Source organism: Paenibacillus sp. OAS669, assembly GCF_014873645.1.
Taxonomy (GTDB): Bacteria; Bacillota; Bacilli; order Paenibacillales; family NBRC-103111; genus Paenibacillus_S; species Paenibacillus_S vulneris.
On sequence record NZ_JADBDR010000001.1, the window covers coordinates 67,892 to 83,627 of the forward strand.

Genomic DNA, 15,736 nt, shown 5'->3' on the forward strand with positions numbered 1-15,736 from the left:
TTCGCATCCGCGATATTGCATCTCCATCTCTATCTCGCAAAGAAACCGTTTCCATAATTCTTTATTTGTAACGATTAGTTTTTTTTTCTGCTATTTCTGGGTTGCCTTTTTCTCCTGTATTCTCTTCTCGGCAGCTTCATTCGCTTCCCTTAATGCCGTATTCATATCTTTTGCTCCCGACTCCACGTTTTTGAACGCCGCATTAAACTCGCCCGAAGCGATGGAATCGTATTTGCTCATCGTATACTTGGGGGCCGGCTTCGATTTCAGGATGGCATCCAGATGCTTCCCTTTGAACACGCCAATGCTTTCACCGAATCGCTTATTCATCTCCGGATCGGCAGAGGAAGATAGCAGCCCGCTCTTAACGAGCTCCATCTGCGGTTCTTGTGACAGCAGGTACATGATCACCTGGAAAGCCGCTTCTTTGTTTTTGCTTGTACTTGTCACGTGGAGATTGTGGGAATCCGCCTGCCAGGCAACTCCCGGCGAATCCGGAAAGCTCGGCATTTGTGCCATATCCCAGTTAAACGGGTCACCGTTTAATTCCAGATCATTGATCAAGGTCGGAACGTCCGCGTACATCGGCCACATGGCCAGATTTTTATCTTTTAAAAATGCATCCTTGGCGGGTTTCCGGATTTCATTGCCTGGAATCTTATACAGCTTCATCATCGTTTCGTAAACCTTCTTAAATCCTTCTGTTTCCAGCAACGGTTTGTCTGTCTGGGCATCCACGTACGGAAGCGATAGCTGGCTGTAAAAATCATTCAACGAATGGATATCAAGCCCTCGGTAAGCGACTCCGCCTTCATTTCTTGTCAGACTCTTAGATAGCTCAATCGCCTCGTCCCAGGTCATCCCGTCTTTCGGATACGGTACGCCGAAACGGTCGAAAATATCTTTGTTATAGTACAGAGCGGAGAAATTTACCCAGAACGGAAGCCCGTAAAGCTCGCCCTTATCCCCCCACTGCTTGATGGCATCCAGAGCAGGCTGGTTCAAACTGTTTAAATCGAAATGATGCTTCTTGATGAGCTCCCTCATGTCATAGAGCAGGTTCAAATCTTTGTACTGCGTTAATCGAGGCGTGCTGTTGTACAAAATATCCGGAAATGTCCCCGCAATGACAAGCTCGTCCGGGTTGGTTCCTTTTTGCTTCCGAACCACTTCCAAGGTGATATTAGGAAATTTCTTTCTAACCGGGGCTATGATAAACCTTTCAAACCACTCGTCGGTCATGCCCAAATCGGTGTATATGCTGAGCTGTGCTGACAAATTAGGATCGAAATTCATTGTACCGGCTTTTTCGTTCTCCCCGGCTGTATTTGCCGTGTTCCCGTCCGCCTGACTGCCCGCTTGCGGGCTGCAACCCGAGAGTGCCGAGATGAAGCACAAACTGCTCAGCACCAAGATCGATGCGTTACGGATTCTGACCATTTGGAGCGTTACCTCCCTCCTAATTGGGCCTAATGCAAAGACCGTTTACATAATTATAGTCTTGAGTTTAAGTGCTGTCTTTGTTTCATGTACCGTTTATTTATCCTTTTTTCCAATAACTTGTTGGCCGAACAACAAATAGAGGCAGTCTAGTTGTCCTAGGCGGCCTCTGAGTCTGTCGAAAAACCTGTAAAGCTTGAAAAATAGCATCGGTACCCCGGTGGGGTATCCCCCTCCAGCCACTGTTGTTCCCAGAAAAATTTTGATTATATCGCTTTACAGCGGGTATTTTCCGGGAATAATGGCGGACGCTATCGCTCCTACGAGGGATACCCCACCTACCACCTTTTGTATGTTTCTAAATGTTTCACTTGCCTGATAACTTCATGGGGAATCCCGGTTGTACTATGAAATTATTGTTGGTCAAAATAATCATCCGGCAAATTCAATTCTTTCAAACAGCCTATAAATTTTTCTCTAAAATTAGGATTGTGTTTATATTCCGGCCATGCGGCCTTATAATACGGCAATAGCTTAGCGTGAGGGACAATACCCCAAAATAAAATGGAGTTTTTCATTACCTCCCTGCCGCCATCTTTGAACATCTGTTCAATGATCTCCCAGCTTTCCGATTTGTCGTTGCAGCTGCGTGTCGCATAGATTGCGGCGGCTTGCATATTCGAGTCAGCATGGCACAAAAAGGGTGCAAAATTTTGGAGTGTGATTGCGCCGGAGGATTCTAAAACATATCCCACATAACGTAATGTTTCCTGATTATGAACCCTGTCAAGACTGTGCAATATGACTTTTATAAATTCCGTGATATCCGCAGATTTTCCGTAAGAGTTCAGAATCATTAAAGCTTGAACAAAATCTTCATCACTATCCGAATGCAGCAGCTCCAGAAGATAGTCTCTTCCTGCTTCTACAGAGGTTTTGCAGATTAACCGAATGGCTGTGGCGCGGCCTTTTTGTTTTTGCTCGGCAACATGGTTTAAAAAATCCATGGTTGGCTGCGAGATGTTCTTAAACTTGAACATGCCATCAAGCGCTTTTAATTGGATATCTTCGTCTGTGGTGTTTTGATATACCTGTATCAATGCATTTTCGTCGCCCGGCATTTTGATGCCAAACCACGCAATATCGTAATCCAGTATAATTTCATCCAACCAGCGCTCATACCAGTCCAGAAAGCTGTCTTCATAGACGAAGAAAAAGGGATGATCAGGATAAAAATCGGAAGTGTATACGATTCTCCCCCTGTGTTCCCCTTCTAGGACGAGATACATATCGTATTCGCATCCTTGTGTGCCAATGCACAACATGCCTCCCATCACTCTATTACAGGCTGCGTCGTATTCCGGATCGGAGATGTCCTCATCACTGATCAAGGGATCAACCAGATGGTTCCACTCCTCCTTGCTCATTCCGGGGTGCAGAACGCATTTTGCTGCGAGCGCATTGCTATCGGTATAGGAAGCTGCCTTTTCTATAGAATACATCCCGTAATACGGCCCGGCGCCTCCATTTCCAACTTTCGTCAAAAACTGCGCATAAGGCTCCGGCAGTGTGACCTGATTTGCCGCTTGCCATTCCTCAAGCTCTTTTACCGAGAGCTTATCATTAACCCTGTATTTATGGGAGGACGACCCAAAAACTGAAAAATTCGCATCTTTGTGAAGGGCCTTTTCGAGCTTGCTTTTTATTCGATCTAGTTGCGTTTCTTTCTTCCAAAAGAACATAGGGAATCCCCCTTCTCTTCTATAGCCGAGCTTCCTTTGTTTGCTTATCCAGCAATTTCAACAGATGCGGAAATCGGTATTCTCCGTACATACTCTGAATGTGCCTGGAAGCAGCCTCCAATTCTATGCCTACAGAGGTTATATACAAAGGCTTCAAACTGCTGCCTCGATAAATCTCCTTGACATAGGCTTCGTTGCCGTGAAAGGAGCTTTTTGCAACACCGATTACTGGAATTTCACCTGAAAAATTGCTGTAAACATAATATCCGAGCCCGGGCTTTCTCTCATTGTTTAGGTACACGTAGCCATCCACAACAATAGTATGTATTTGATTAATGTTCGTAAGCTTTAACAGCTCCTGTATGCAGGGGAGCTCTCGTTTATAGAAAGATCCCGCTTCGTATTCGTGAGGGTTTTCCGTATTAGACGTGATGATTTCGAGTGGTTCGGGATCTTCCCAGCGTTGAAAAATAACTCCCACTGCTTTCGCTCTATGCTCCTCATAATACACATCGACAGCGATGATCATGGATGGCGATTCCTTCCTTTAAGCACCTTTTAAGCTATGATTTAACCCAATATATCACATTTTGCCGTGCCATTTCATCGTCAATGGGAGGAAAGCTCAATTAAAAAGGAATGCCCTCAATCCCAATAGGAAAGAGAGCATAATGGTACGTCCAGCTTGATTCTACTAAGCTTAGTGCTTATGGAGATGTTGGGCCCTATTGTGAAGAGTGAAGTCAACACGACTACGGCTTATTGTGTATGCTACGTTAGGGCGAAGAGTGCCGCTCCGTGCGGCGGAACCTCTACGGCCAGCTCATGATCCACCGAGCCGATCTCCCGGCCGCTCCACAGCTCCTTCGCTTGTGCGGCTCCGCTTATGCCTAACCGGGCCAGTGGTACGGATATAACAATAGGATCCTCACCGGTGTTAAACAGCGCGGCGTAGTGCACACCCTCTGGGCCTTCGGCCTTCCAGACGATGCGGGCACCTTCCCGAATGACCTGGCGGGCACCGAAGCTGGAGCGGTGCATATGAAGCACCTCACGGTTTGTCAGAAGTGATAACGTCCAATCGTCGTTATCACGAAGCTCTCCGCCGAACATGAGCGGCGAACGGAAGAGGGTCCAAAGCGTCATCATCGTCATCTGCTCGTCCCGTGTGAAACGCGTCCATCTATCAGTCCCTCCGCCGTCTACGGAGCGGATGCCGATATGCCCAAGCGGCAGCATGTCGCAATCAGGCCAGCATCCTGGCTTCGGACTTCCTTCCCATTTCTCGCAGCGATCAAACATGTCGTACAGCAATGGCCACTGATCCCAGAAATCGTCGGTCATCCGCCACATGTTGGCGTTCGCCTCGAAGCGGTCGGAGTATTCGACAGGCGCCGGCCCAGGGGAAAGACTCAGTACCATAGGCCGTCCGCAGCGGTCCATCGCCTTCCGGATCATTTCGATCTCTGCCAGATGGGTGCCATATAGTCTTGACGCGGCAATATCATCGACCTTGACGAAATCGACGTCCCACTCGGCGTACAGCTCGAACAATGAATCATAATAGGCTTGAGCGCCCTCCTTGTTGACGTCAACGCCGTACATATCCGTGTTCCACGGACAGATTGAATTCGGATGTGCAATCTCGCGTGCCGTAGCGGCTGTGCCTTTGATCGGCATATTGTCATGAACTGCCTGACGTGGAATACCGCGCATGATATGAATACCGAATTTCAGCCCTAGCCCATGTACGTAGTCTGCCAAAGGCTTGAAGCCCACACCGCCCTCCGCAGAAGGAAAGCGGTTCACGGCCGGCATAAGACGCGAGTACTCGTCAATCTCCAGCCGGACGAAAGGCCGGTATTGTGACGAGACGGCGCCGGGCTCATACCATTGGATGTCTACGACGATGTATTCCCAGCCATAGTCCTTCAAATGTTGTGCCATATAATCCGCATTCCCGCGGATCTCGGCTTCCGTTACGGCCGCGCCGTAACAATCCCAGCTATTCCACCCCATTGGGGGCGTTGGGGCAAGGAAGTGATGCTGCATGACGAACCTCCAGTACGATGTTGGAATGAATTGCTCTTATATCTACATCATACGATTCGGAGATACAGCTTTTCTACAGTAATCTTGATCATTCGATGGTAAAATATTGCGGTTCACGCCTCATCTCGTTAATCGAAGAACATGCGGTTGAATGTCAATTGCCCCTCACCGGAACGGAAGCTCCCCGGCGTCCGGCCCGTCACTTTTCGAAACACTTTGATAAAATAACTTCCGCTAGAGTACCCGACCCGTTCTGCGATCTCCTCGACGCTCCAATCCGTCTGGTGCAGCAGGCGCATCGCCTGCTCGATCCGCACGCGATTTAAATAGTCATTGGGCGAAATACCGACTGTGGCGGTGAATGTACGTAATAGATGATACTTGGACAGTCCCAGCTGTTCAGACAGCTGATCGAGGCTTATCATCCGGTCATAATGGGACTCCAGGAACGCTGCGGCTTCCTTTATTTTCACTGGCCACTTCTGTCCCTCTCCGTCCGGCGCGGACGCCAACCGGCACAATTCGGAAACGAATTGATACATATACGAGGATGCGGTATACGGTTCTGTGATCCTGCCAGCATTCGCCTCCTCCCAGATATGCTCCAAAAAGCGAATAGGCCTGCTTGTCTGCTGCAGGTATGGCGTTTCGCCCAATCTGCGTTTTGCTTCCTCCCAATTCGGCAGGATGAGCGACGGCCTTAGCAGCACAAAAATAAACGACCAACAGGAGCTGTCCTCCGGGAAATAGTAACGGTGGTTTCCAGGAATTTCCGCCATAAATGCCCGTCCTGCTTCGATTCGGTACGTGTTTCCGCCGTTTTCATAAATACCCTCGCCTTCCAACGTATATTGGAACAGCAGCAGCGGACCGTCCGTCCGTTCGAGACCGTCCCAGCAGTAAGATGTATCCCTTACTACGTCCCGCCCGACGGCAAACAACTCGCACATGGACAAATTCGTTGGGACTTTGAATCGGAAACCGAATGTGCCTGTCTCGGTACCGGATGCCATGCTATCTCCTCCTCGGTTTCGCTTGCTATGCTATATAAGATGATCATGACATTATGCTATCATATTTTTATCCCCGATAATGAAATATTTCAGGCACAGCACATCCCATTCATAACCTGGGGTATGCTCCCCCAGCCTCTGTTGAACCCGTGAATAGGATTAGATTTAGCGGTATTTTCACGGGTTTCAAAGGAGGACGTAAACTCCTCCGAGGCATACCCCACCTCCATATGCAGCATAGTTCACGCAAACAGGGTTTCTCAGCATCCTGAGGCCTGCCATCTAGGCAGGCCCATTTTTATCGCTTCACCTTCAGCTCTCATGCATAAGGATCTCCGTTTACACCGGCCCGACCCTCCCAAAAAACCCGGCGCTCGAATTTCTAGCACCGGGTTTTTTGGAGTCTACTATGGGATATAAAAATCAGAAAGCTGTCTATCTGTCAGCGGATATCCCGGTTTATCTTCAAATTCCATTACATATGCCTTCAATGTTTCGTTAGCCCCAACCGTCAAGTCTGTAGCAAACGTAACGGTCTGTGTGCCTTCAATCGTATTATCAATTTGTTCGTTTGCATATGCAGTTCCTTTTAGTTCACCATTTGCTTTATATGCCTCTACAATTCCTCGGCCGTACGTAGTAAGGTCGCCTTGTTTTGTCACAGACATAGATACTATTTTACCATTTGCATCTAAAGCCACATTATTTATAACCAACGGATAGTTAACTGGAGCTGCGTACGGCTGAGGGTAGGCGCTATTCGGTGCTGGCCCTAAACTTGTAATGGAAGCAGGAACCGTATAGGGAGCTTCGTCTCTTGCACCTTTTAGTAAATTAGCCAATACTTTAGCTTGCGGTGCTCCAGGATCTGCACTCACTATGGCTTTTGCACCATCAAAGAACATTTTGGCAAAATGATCGACACCCGCATCGTTCGGATGAGTGCCGTCCACACTCCCGCCTTGCACTGCCCTGAAATAGTAATCCGTACTTGTAGCCTTTTTGCCTAAGGACTCGCAAAGCTGAGAATACCATGCAAGTGAAGGAGCATTAAGATCTACAAAGGCAATATCCGTTGCACCAGCAGCAACTTTCTCTTCAACATATTGTTTTCCTATTGCAGAAAAACCATCCAAGGTGGAAGACCATGTGTTTGTTGCTGCATTGTACTGATAAGCCCTGTGCCGATCTATTGGACCTACAATAATGAAATTAGCTCCCTTGTTGTGAACAAAATCATAATAATACGAAATACCATTATAATAACCTGTCGGGCCATCGGTTTTATGGTTATGCCCAAACTCAAAGAATACAAAATCTCCTGGCTTAATACGATCTTTAAACTGATCAAAATGTTTCACACTGCTATAATCATTCAATCCGCTTTCCGCATGATTCGATACTGCAATATCCGGCCCTGCATATTTAGACAGCGCTTGCCCGACACCCGAATAGTTCTGAAGCCTGAAGTAAGGGAGTGGCGCTAATTGGTCATTCACGGTTGAATCCCCAAGAACCCAGAGCGTTGTAACCTGTTCCAGCTGCTCGATTTCGGCAGAAGAAATGGCTGCATTTTCACCGCTTACTGCAATATTTAGCATCGTATCTATATATGTCCCTGTGACTTTAGAGTAAACATCTTGAACATTTACATGAAATTCATAGGTCAAACGAGTGCCGGCAGGAATAACCTTTTCTGTTAAAAGAAAATGTCTTTTTTCAGAAAACAAATTGACTTTAGCATCCTTGCTCTGATCCGCTCCGGTTAAAGTAACCTTCACTTTATAATAGGTATTGGGTATTACCTTTACTGCAAAACGTATGGGCATACCTGGTTCTGTTACGGCTACAGCATCATCATCAACTGTTTTCGGATTAGGCTTTGAAACCTCTTGAAGCTTAATCTCTTGTCCTTCTTGCAACACAAATCCATCGCTTCGACTATCCTCTTGGTAGCCATTCGGGCCCAACCCTAAAAAACCGTACCCTCTTTCCTGTGTGTATTCCATATCAGCCGTTACGCTTGTATAACCACTTGCCACATTTTTGGCTGAACCGAAGTCGAACTTCCATTGTGGGGAGTTGCCGCTGCTTTGACCAGCTTGGTCGTGTGGTACGGAGACCGTTGCCGTTGCGACGGTTTGGTTGCCCGCTTTATCGGAAGCCGTGTACGTGATGGTATAGATACGTGATTTTTCCGCACGCAAGCTGAAGGAAGTTGCTGCCGTTCCGAGCTCAGCTTGAATATCGTCTCGATCGGTATTCGGCTGATTGCTCGTGATCGACGTTAGAATCACTGAATCTACGCCGGATTCAGCATCGCTCGCATTCGGTAAGACACTGATCTTAACCATCTTGTGATTTGGCGGCCAAATCGTTGTTCTATCGAGCTGGATGGAGAATTTCGGAGCGGTTTTGTCGATATTGCTGACGTTGTAGCTCGATAAATTCGAAACATTGCCTGCAGCATCCGTTCCTCTCGCGTACACCGTACTATTAGCAGATATGGCTATGGGCGCATGATAAGCTTTCCATTCCCCATTGACGCCTAACTTGTATTCTTTCACAACAGCATCATCCGGGTAACTAATCGTTAGGGTCACGTCGGCATTGGTCGGAGCTGTAACGTCCGCAGCGAAGGTAGCATCGGCTGGAGCCGTCTTGTCAACGTCCCTGTCAGCAAGGTAGCCTAAGCCATTTTTGTATAGATGACTGGTAGGCACCGGACGCATAAAAGTAACATCCGGCAAGCTGCCGTCCGGTTTTCTAGGCGCAGATAATTGGGTCATATCCAAACTTGCAAAATCTTGATCTGTCAGCTTAAGCCCGCCATCCATGGTCCAAGAATTGTTAGTGACATGTTCCGGCGGATTATTATCATTTGCTATAGGTGTGCCCATATAAGCAATGTTATTATGTAACACTTCTCTGTAACCGGGGATGTCGATATCCTCCGTTGGACTAACGCGCTCAAGCATATTGAAATTAGCATTCCTATTATTGTAAGCGGTGTTATTAATCCAATTAGCTGATTGGCCTGGCTGATGATTAGCATAAAATCCATTCGCTCCGTTATTAGCAGCTAAGGAATAAGTAACGGTATGAACCGGCACTGGATCAGGAATTCCGGTTGTTCTATGGGAGTATCCGCCGACTTTAAACCCATTTTTGTCGCCTGTCCCATTCTGATTCCCCCGATGATTGAAAGACCAGGAATGGTCATAAGTCACTGCCGCACTCGAGCTGATACTATCAAATCCATCGTCGCTGTTATTCCATGCACGGGAGTTAATGAACGAAACCGGACCTGCATGTGCACCAAAACCATCTGTATTTCCCGCTGATGTATCCGTTGGTCCAATGTTATTGTAAGAATCACAATTTAGGACAATTCCTGTCCCTCTTGTTGTAAAGTAAAAGCCGTTTGCTTCATTATCATGAGCAGCTACATTCTCGAAATCGGCTTGACCGATTATTCTGAACACCTCGGATTGCTTTTGGTTGCCTACCTTAACCCCTATCGCATCAAATCCTTTGAATTTGACACCCGTTACTTTATCTGCCACACGAAAAGCAGCCACACGCAAATTGGTTGGCACATTTTTGAAATCAAAAACGGGCCTTTCATCCCCAGGATAAGCCTCGTAGGTAATCCCGCTCTTAGTAATGTCATGGACATAATTATAATTACTATCGGTATTGGCAATTTCAAAATCATCATAAACGCCTCCGCGGATATATACGGTATCCCCCGAGGATGCTGCTGATTGCGCTTTCATAATACTTTTGAACGGTGCGCTTTCCGTTCCTGAATTGCTGTCACTCCCCGTTGGAGAAATGTAGTAATTTGCGGCAAATGCTGAGGATGTTATTACAAATAATGCCGCTAAACTAAGCATGATCGTGGCTGCACAAATTTTGGAAAGCTGACCCATTGCATTAAACGTGGCAGCTATTGATTTTTCCATAGTTCTTCCTCCTTTTTCTTGTTAATTCATTATCATTGCAACCCGAAAACCAATGCCCGGAGTTTTAGCGTCCGTTCCGGACGCGTTACGGTAGGTTGAACGAACCATGGTGAAGTCGTCCCCCCAAGCCCCTCCGCGTAAAACACGAGAATCGCCGGAATTTGGACCTTGCGGGTCAGAAGCATTCCCTTGCGGATAAGGAGCTGCATACCAATCCTTGCACCACTCCTGAATGTTCCCATACATATCATACAGTCCCCATGCATTAGGCTTTTTCTGGCCTACCGGATGAGTCACCCCATCTGAATTTTCCTGGTACCAAGCATACTCGCCTAAAATCGATTCATTATCGCCGAATTCCCATCGGGTGCTTGTGCCTGCACGTGCTGCAAATTCCCATTGTGCTTCTGTAGGTAAAGCGAATTTACGTCCTGTCTTTTCTTGAAGTTTTTGTAAAAATAATTGGGTATCCTCCCAGCTAACGCTGTCGACAGGCCATTTATCCCCTTTGAACTTACTTGGATTGTTCCCCATAAGCTCTTCCCATTGTTCCTGGGTCACCTCATATTTTCCCAGATAAAATGGTTTCGTAATCGTGACTTTGTGCTCTGGGGCTTCGTCCCCCTCTCCTACCTCCACAGAAGATCCCATTGTAAATGACCCCGGATGAATCAGAACAAACTCCATGTTGATGCCATGCCCTATATCCAGGATTTCTGTTTTTGGCAGATTCATTTCACCACCTGTTGGTCCAGACCTACTGAAATATAGTAGACCCGCAGCTGCTATCCCTGTAACAACCAGAAATGTTAGTAGAGAAATCTTAAGTTTCATAGTCACCTTCCTAGAGCGATAATCCTAATCCCGCCTCCCCTCCTGACCTATTTCGCACTTGCGGATTGCAGGGCTTTATTTGCTTCCTCCTCCGTCGTACGAAGCATGGTATTAATGTCCATTTCCTCGTTGACTACCTTCATCGCGTTTGTCGTATATTTGCCTAAAACTGCTGCTTTGCTTTCACTCACCGTCTTTTCTGCCATAGCTGGGAATTTGGTGAAGAACGCCGAAAAGTTTTTGTCCTTGTACGCCGTATTTTGCCCAAGTGTTTTCTGAATGGCTTTGTCCTTCAATACGGTCATGATTCCGTTCTTAGAAGACTCCAGCTGGTACTCATCCGACGTCAGATATTTGATCACCTCCATAGCCGCATCTTTATTCTTTGACATCTTCGTCACGGAGATCACTCCGGGATATGCTTGTGCGCCGACGCCAGGCAAATCCTTGAATGCAGGGAAGGTGACAACATCCCAGTTCATCGACGACATATCCTGGGCAAAAACTACCGGGAGCAGAGGAGAAGCCGTGTACATAGCTAATGTTTTTTCCTTGACGAAGGTGTTAGAATCAGGAATCTTGCCATTCGATTGCTCGATTTTTTTCTTGTACATATTATTTTGGGTAGGGCGGATCAGCATAGTATCGATGATTTTTTTCCAAGTGTCGTTATTGATCGTGGCTTTATTTGTAGAGCTGTCTACAAGCGGAAGAGAGTATGGATTGGAAACGAATACCTGGTTAAGGGAAGGCGAGAAGCCCGTATAGACAACACCGCTTTCTTCCCGGGTCATTTGGTTCGAAAGCTCGATGATTTCGTCCCAGGTCATTCCATCCTTAGGATAAGGTACGCCAAACTTATCAAATAGATCTTTGTTGTAATAGAGGGCCATCCGGTCGTTATAAAGGGGCAAGCCATAAAGTCCACCGCCGGACATCTTCTTCAATGAATCAATCATGCTCGGTTCAAAACGGTTCAAGTCGAGGTTATGCTGCTTAATCAAATCCGTCATATCGAACGCCGTTCCGCTGTCGAGCACGGAGCCTGTGAACGATGCAATGGAGTCCCACTGAATATCAATTTGTGCACCGGAGGTCAATAGCTGCTGTAAATCCGTACTGTTCGGTACACGCTGAATATATTTTATGGTATAGTTGGGAAATTTTTTGCGAATGGCGTTCCCGAATCGCTCATTAAAGTTCTCCTCGGAATCCTTGCTTACGGAATAAAATACAAGCTCAACCGGCTCTGCATTTTTGTTGGCCTCCTCCGTTTTCCCCTCGTTGGCTGCCCCGTTGCTGCATCCCCCCGCTATAAGGGATAAAGTCGTAAACATTATCAATCGAACGGTCCAATTCTTCCTCGGTCTCATGGAAGTCCTCCTTTAGTGACTTGATTTTGAGATTTTAAAGAATCACATGTCTGTTCATGGAATGTAACCGTATTCAAATTCCGTTGTGATGCATATATTTGGGTTGAATTGCAAAGAATCTCTGACTTATCCGTTCCCCATCTCTTCGGTTAATTTGGTTGTTTCCCGGTCCATGAAGGTCAGAGGCAATTCCAACTCCCGAACCTCGCCCTCCTCCGGTTTTCCTTCGAGCTTGTTTACCAATTTGTGAATGACCGACCGGGCGTGATCACTATAAGGAATATCCCAACTCGAGATTCCCGGATAGCTGTTCATGGCTATATAATCGTTATTAATTCCGATCAGCATCAATCGGTCAGGAATGGGAATGTGCAGCTTGTTCGCAGCAGACAACAGCCTTAGGGCAATATTATCGTCAAAGGCAATGATGCCGATCCGTCCTGAGTGCCGTTGTACCAAGTCTGTCAAATAGCCTTCATAGTCCAGCTCTTGAATATCCGCCAGGTCATGAAGTAAACCGCTTCCATATTTCCGGAGCCCTTCCCCAAATCCGATCCGCCTCTGTTCATCGATAATCTTCGAGCCTTTGTGTCCTACATAACAGAGCATGGTACACCCTCGCTCCGCAAGAACCTTGCAGGATTGCTCATTGGCCCCGGCAATTCCAAAATTAACAGAACCGATCGAAATATCCTCAGGCCAGTTCCAGCCGTTGATCAGTACCAAAGGCGTTCCTTGATTCACAATGGACCTGGTAGCCTCCATCCCCATGGCCAAACCATGGCAAATAAGGCCGTCTACTCTTCGCTGCAGCAGCACTTCAAGATGCCTTCGTTCAATATCAGGGTCTAGTCCATTGGAGGAAAAAACCGTTAAATGGTAGCCGGCATGATGTGCTTCGAGCTGCAAATGCTCCGCTAACGTCCCGTAGATGCTTTTAAAGCCTGGTATAATGAGCCCAATTTCAAAGGTTTTTTGTCTGCTTAGTCCCGCTGCCATGATGTTTCGCCGGTAGCCCAGTTCATTGGCCGCCAATTCGACCTTGCGAATCGTTTTTTTCGATGTACGAATCCCACCTCGATTAAGGACATTGGAAACGGTTGCAATTGAGACGCCGGCGTGCTCCGCCACATCGACTATGGTGACTTGTTTGGGTTTGCTCATCAACAATTCATCTCCAATTTGTTAAACGTTTAACATACATTTAGAGTAAGCTTAAACGTTTAACATGTCAAGAAAAAAATGGAAGCGTTGGGAAGAGGCAAACGGCCGCTTCAAATTAAAAAAACGGATACATTGGCTGCATCCGTAATGTGTTATTGCTTATTCGGTTCACTTCAAATAAATCATCTGGCCTTGTTCCTCGTTCACTACACCCCGGCGTAGGACATGAACCCGCCGTCTACCGGTATGGTTATCCCTGTAACGAAGCCGGACAAATTCTCATCGGCCAACCACAGCAGGGTACCCAGCAGATCCTCCGGTTTACCAAACCTGCGCATCGGTGTATGAGTCAATATTTTGTTCGAGCGCTCCGTCAATGAGCCGTCCTCATTTGTTAAAAGCCTGCGGTTTTGTTCTGTCAAGAAGAAGCCTGGTGCAATAGCATTGACACGGATCCCCACATCCGCCATGTGCACCGCTAGCCATTGTGTAAAGTTCTCGATTGCCGCCTTAGCTGCGCTGTAAGCAGGCACCTTGGTCATCGGGCTCGGCGCACTCATGGATGACATGTTGATTACAATAGCGCCGGTTCTATTCACCATGCCGCGCGAGAACACCTGGGTAGGGATCAGGGAGCCTAAGAAGTTCAAGTTGAACACATACCCGAAACCTTCCTCTGTCAGATCATAAAAGGTCGTGATGTCCTTATTGAGCAAGTCCTCTGGCTTGAAAGTCTCGTTTGTCGTGCTGCCTTTTGGATGGTTGCCTCCCGCTCCATTGATCAAAATATCGCATACTCCTAATCTCTCGGTTACGACCTTCTCCGCGGCCTTGACGCTTTCCACATTCAACACATCGCAGGCTACTGCTATAGCCGTACCGCCTGCCGCTTGTATTTCGAGAGCGACCTGCTCGCCTTTCTCTAGAGTCCGGTTCAAAATAGCGACTTTGACGCCTTGCCTGCCCAGCTCTCTTGCCATTGCCGAGCACAAGACACCGCTGCCACCCGTAATGACAGCGACTTTCCCTTTTAAATTATCGTTTAGCGTAATCATGCTTTTGCCTCCTTGGCTAGATTTGCTAATGAATCCCACAAGCCCCACAAGTACATAATGCCAAGTGCGCGGTCATAAAGTCCGTAGCCTGCACGACATTGTTCATCCCATATATGTCTTCCGTGATCCGGTCTTGCATACCCGGTAAAGCCCGTATCGTAGTAAGCCTTCACAATGCCGCAAATATCTACGGTGCCGTCCTGGGCACGATGCGACGTCTCAATAAAATCACCGTTGTCATAGACTCGGACGTTACGGATATGGGCAAAAGGAATGCGCCCCGCAAACTCTCTAACCATAGCCGGGATGTCGTTATCCGGGTTGGCCCCCAGCGATCCGCTGCACAAGGTCACTCCGTTGTACGGACTATCGACCAGCTTGAGAAGTCTTCGGATATTAACCTGGCTCGTCATAATGCGCGGCAAACCGAAGATCGGCCAAGGCGGATCATCCGGATGAATAGCCATGCGGATGTCGTTCGCTTCGCACACAGGAATGATTTGTTCCAAAAAATATTGAAGATGATTCCATAAATCTTCTTCCGTGACCTGCTTGTAAGCCTCGAACAAAGAAGTAAGATGCTTGAGCCGCTCCGGCTCCCAGCCGGGCATTGTAAAATTAGGGTTTTCATTGATTTTCTGAACAAGCTCCATCGGATCCATATTGGCCACCTTGGCCTTTTCATAAAAAAGCGCCGTCGAACCGTCTTCCAGCTCCTTGAACAGATCGGTGCGTATCCAATCAAAGACCGGCATAAAGTTATAACAAATAACCTTGGCTCCAACCTTGGCAAGCTTCTCAATGGTCCGCTTGTAATTCTCAATGTATCGGTCGCGGGAAGGCAATCCCAGTTTAATATCCTCATGTACGTTTACGCTTTCCACAACCTCTAGATGAAATCCATAGGCATCGGCTTTATTCTTATATTCCAGAATTTTATCCATCGGCCATTCTTCACCCGCCGGCACATCATGAAGTGCCCATACAATACCTTCCACGCCGGGGATTTGCTTTATTTGGGATAATGTGACGGTATCATTGCCTTCACCGTACCACCTAAAAACCATTTTCATCCTCGAGCCCTCCTTTTAATCA

Annotated in this window: 11 protein-coding genes; all 11 read right to left on the reverse strand. The window is 47.2% G+C overall.

What is annotated here, in order from left to right; genetic code table 11:
• Positions 1-90: 90 nt before the first annotated feature.
• The 11 genes from GGC63_RS00245 to uxuA all read right to left on the reverse strand — a co-directional run bounded on the left by GGC63_RS00245 (position 91) and on the right by uxuA (position 15,714).
• Positions 91-1,440 (reverse strand): ABC transporter substrate-binding protein, encoded by a 1,350-nt coding sequence (locus GGC63_RS00245; protein ID WP_192700636.1) that lies wholly within the window; start codon positions 1,438-1,440, stop codon positions 91-93.
• Between the two features lie 413 nt (positions 1,441-1,853).
• Positions 1,854-3,182 (reverse strand): SMI1/KNR4 family protein, encoded by a 1,329-nt coding sequence (locus GGC63_RS00250; protein ID WP_192700637.1) that lies wholly within the window; start codon positions 3,180-3,182, stop codon positions 1,854-1,856.
• A gap of 19 nt (positions 3,183-3,201) precedes the next feature.
• Positions 3,202-3,711, reverse strand: a complete 510-nt coding sequence (locus tag GGC63_RS00255) for an endonuclease V (RefSeq protein ID WP_192700638.1) — start codon at positions 3,709-3,711, stop codon at positions 3,202-3,204.
• Positions 3,712-3,953: 242 nt separating this feature from the next.
• Positions 3,954-5,234, reverse strand: coding sequence for a glycoside hydrolase family 27 protein (locus tag GGC63_RS00260; protein WP_192700639.1), 1,281 nt, complete (start codon positions 5,232-5,234; stop codon positions 3,954-3,956).
• Between the two features lie 128 nt (positions 5,235-5,362).
• The gene (locus tag GGC63_RS00265) at positions 5,363-6,247 is read right to left on the reverse strand and encodes an AraC family transcriptional regulator (protein ID WP_192700640.1); all 885 of its coding nucleotides are present in this window, start codon (positions 6,245-6,247) and stop codon (positions 5,363-5,365) included.
• A gap of 407 nt (positions 6,248-6,654) precedes the next feature.
• The gene (locus GGC63_RS34220; RefSeq protein WP_225947842.1) at positions 6,655-10,215 is read right to left on the reverse strand and encodes a right-handed parallel beta-helix repeat-containing protein; all 3,561 of its coding nucleotides are present in this window, start codon (positions 10,213-10,215) and stop codon (positions 6,655-6,657) included.
• Between the two features lie 21 nt (positions 10,216-10,236).
• Entirely contained in the window at positions 10,237-11,049 is an 813-nt protein-coding gene (locus GGC63_RS00275; protein WP_192700641.1) for a formylglycine-generating enzyme family protein, read from the reverse strand.
• A 47-nt stretch (positions 11,050-11,096) separates the two neighbouring features.
• Positions 11,097-12,422, reverse strand: coding sequence for an ABC transporter substrate-binding protein (locus GGC63_RS00280; RefSeq protein ID WP_192700642.1), 1,326 nt, complete (start codon positions 12,420-12,422; stop codon positions 11,097-11,099).
• Between the two features lie 126 nt (positions 12,423-12,548).
• On the reverse strand, positions 12,549-13,586 hold the full coding sequence (locus tag GGC63_RS00285; RefSeq protein ID WP_192700643.1) for a LacI family DNA-binding transcriptional regulator: 1,038 nt from the start codon (positions 13,584-13,586) through the stop codon (positions 12,549-12,551).
• A 206-nt stretch (positions 13,587-13,792) separates the two neighbouring features.
• Positions 13,793-14,641: an SDR family oxidoreductase gene (locus GGC63_RS00290; RefSeq protein ID WP_079913071.1), complete on the reverse strand. Its 849-nt coding sequence runs from the start codon at positions 14,639-14,641 to the stop codon at positions 13,793-13,795.
• Positions 14,638-15,714, reverse strand: coding sequence for a mannonate dehydratase (gene uxuA / locus GGC63_RS00295; RefSeq protein WP_079913070.1), 1,077 nt, complete (start codon positions 15,712-15,714; stop codon positions 14,638-14,640). Before uxuA ends, GGC63_RS00290 begins: the two co-directional genes overlap by 4 nt.
• Between the last annotated feature and the right edge of the window lie 22 nt (positions 15,715-15,736).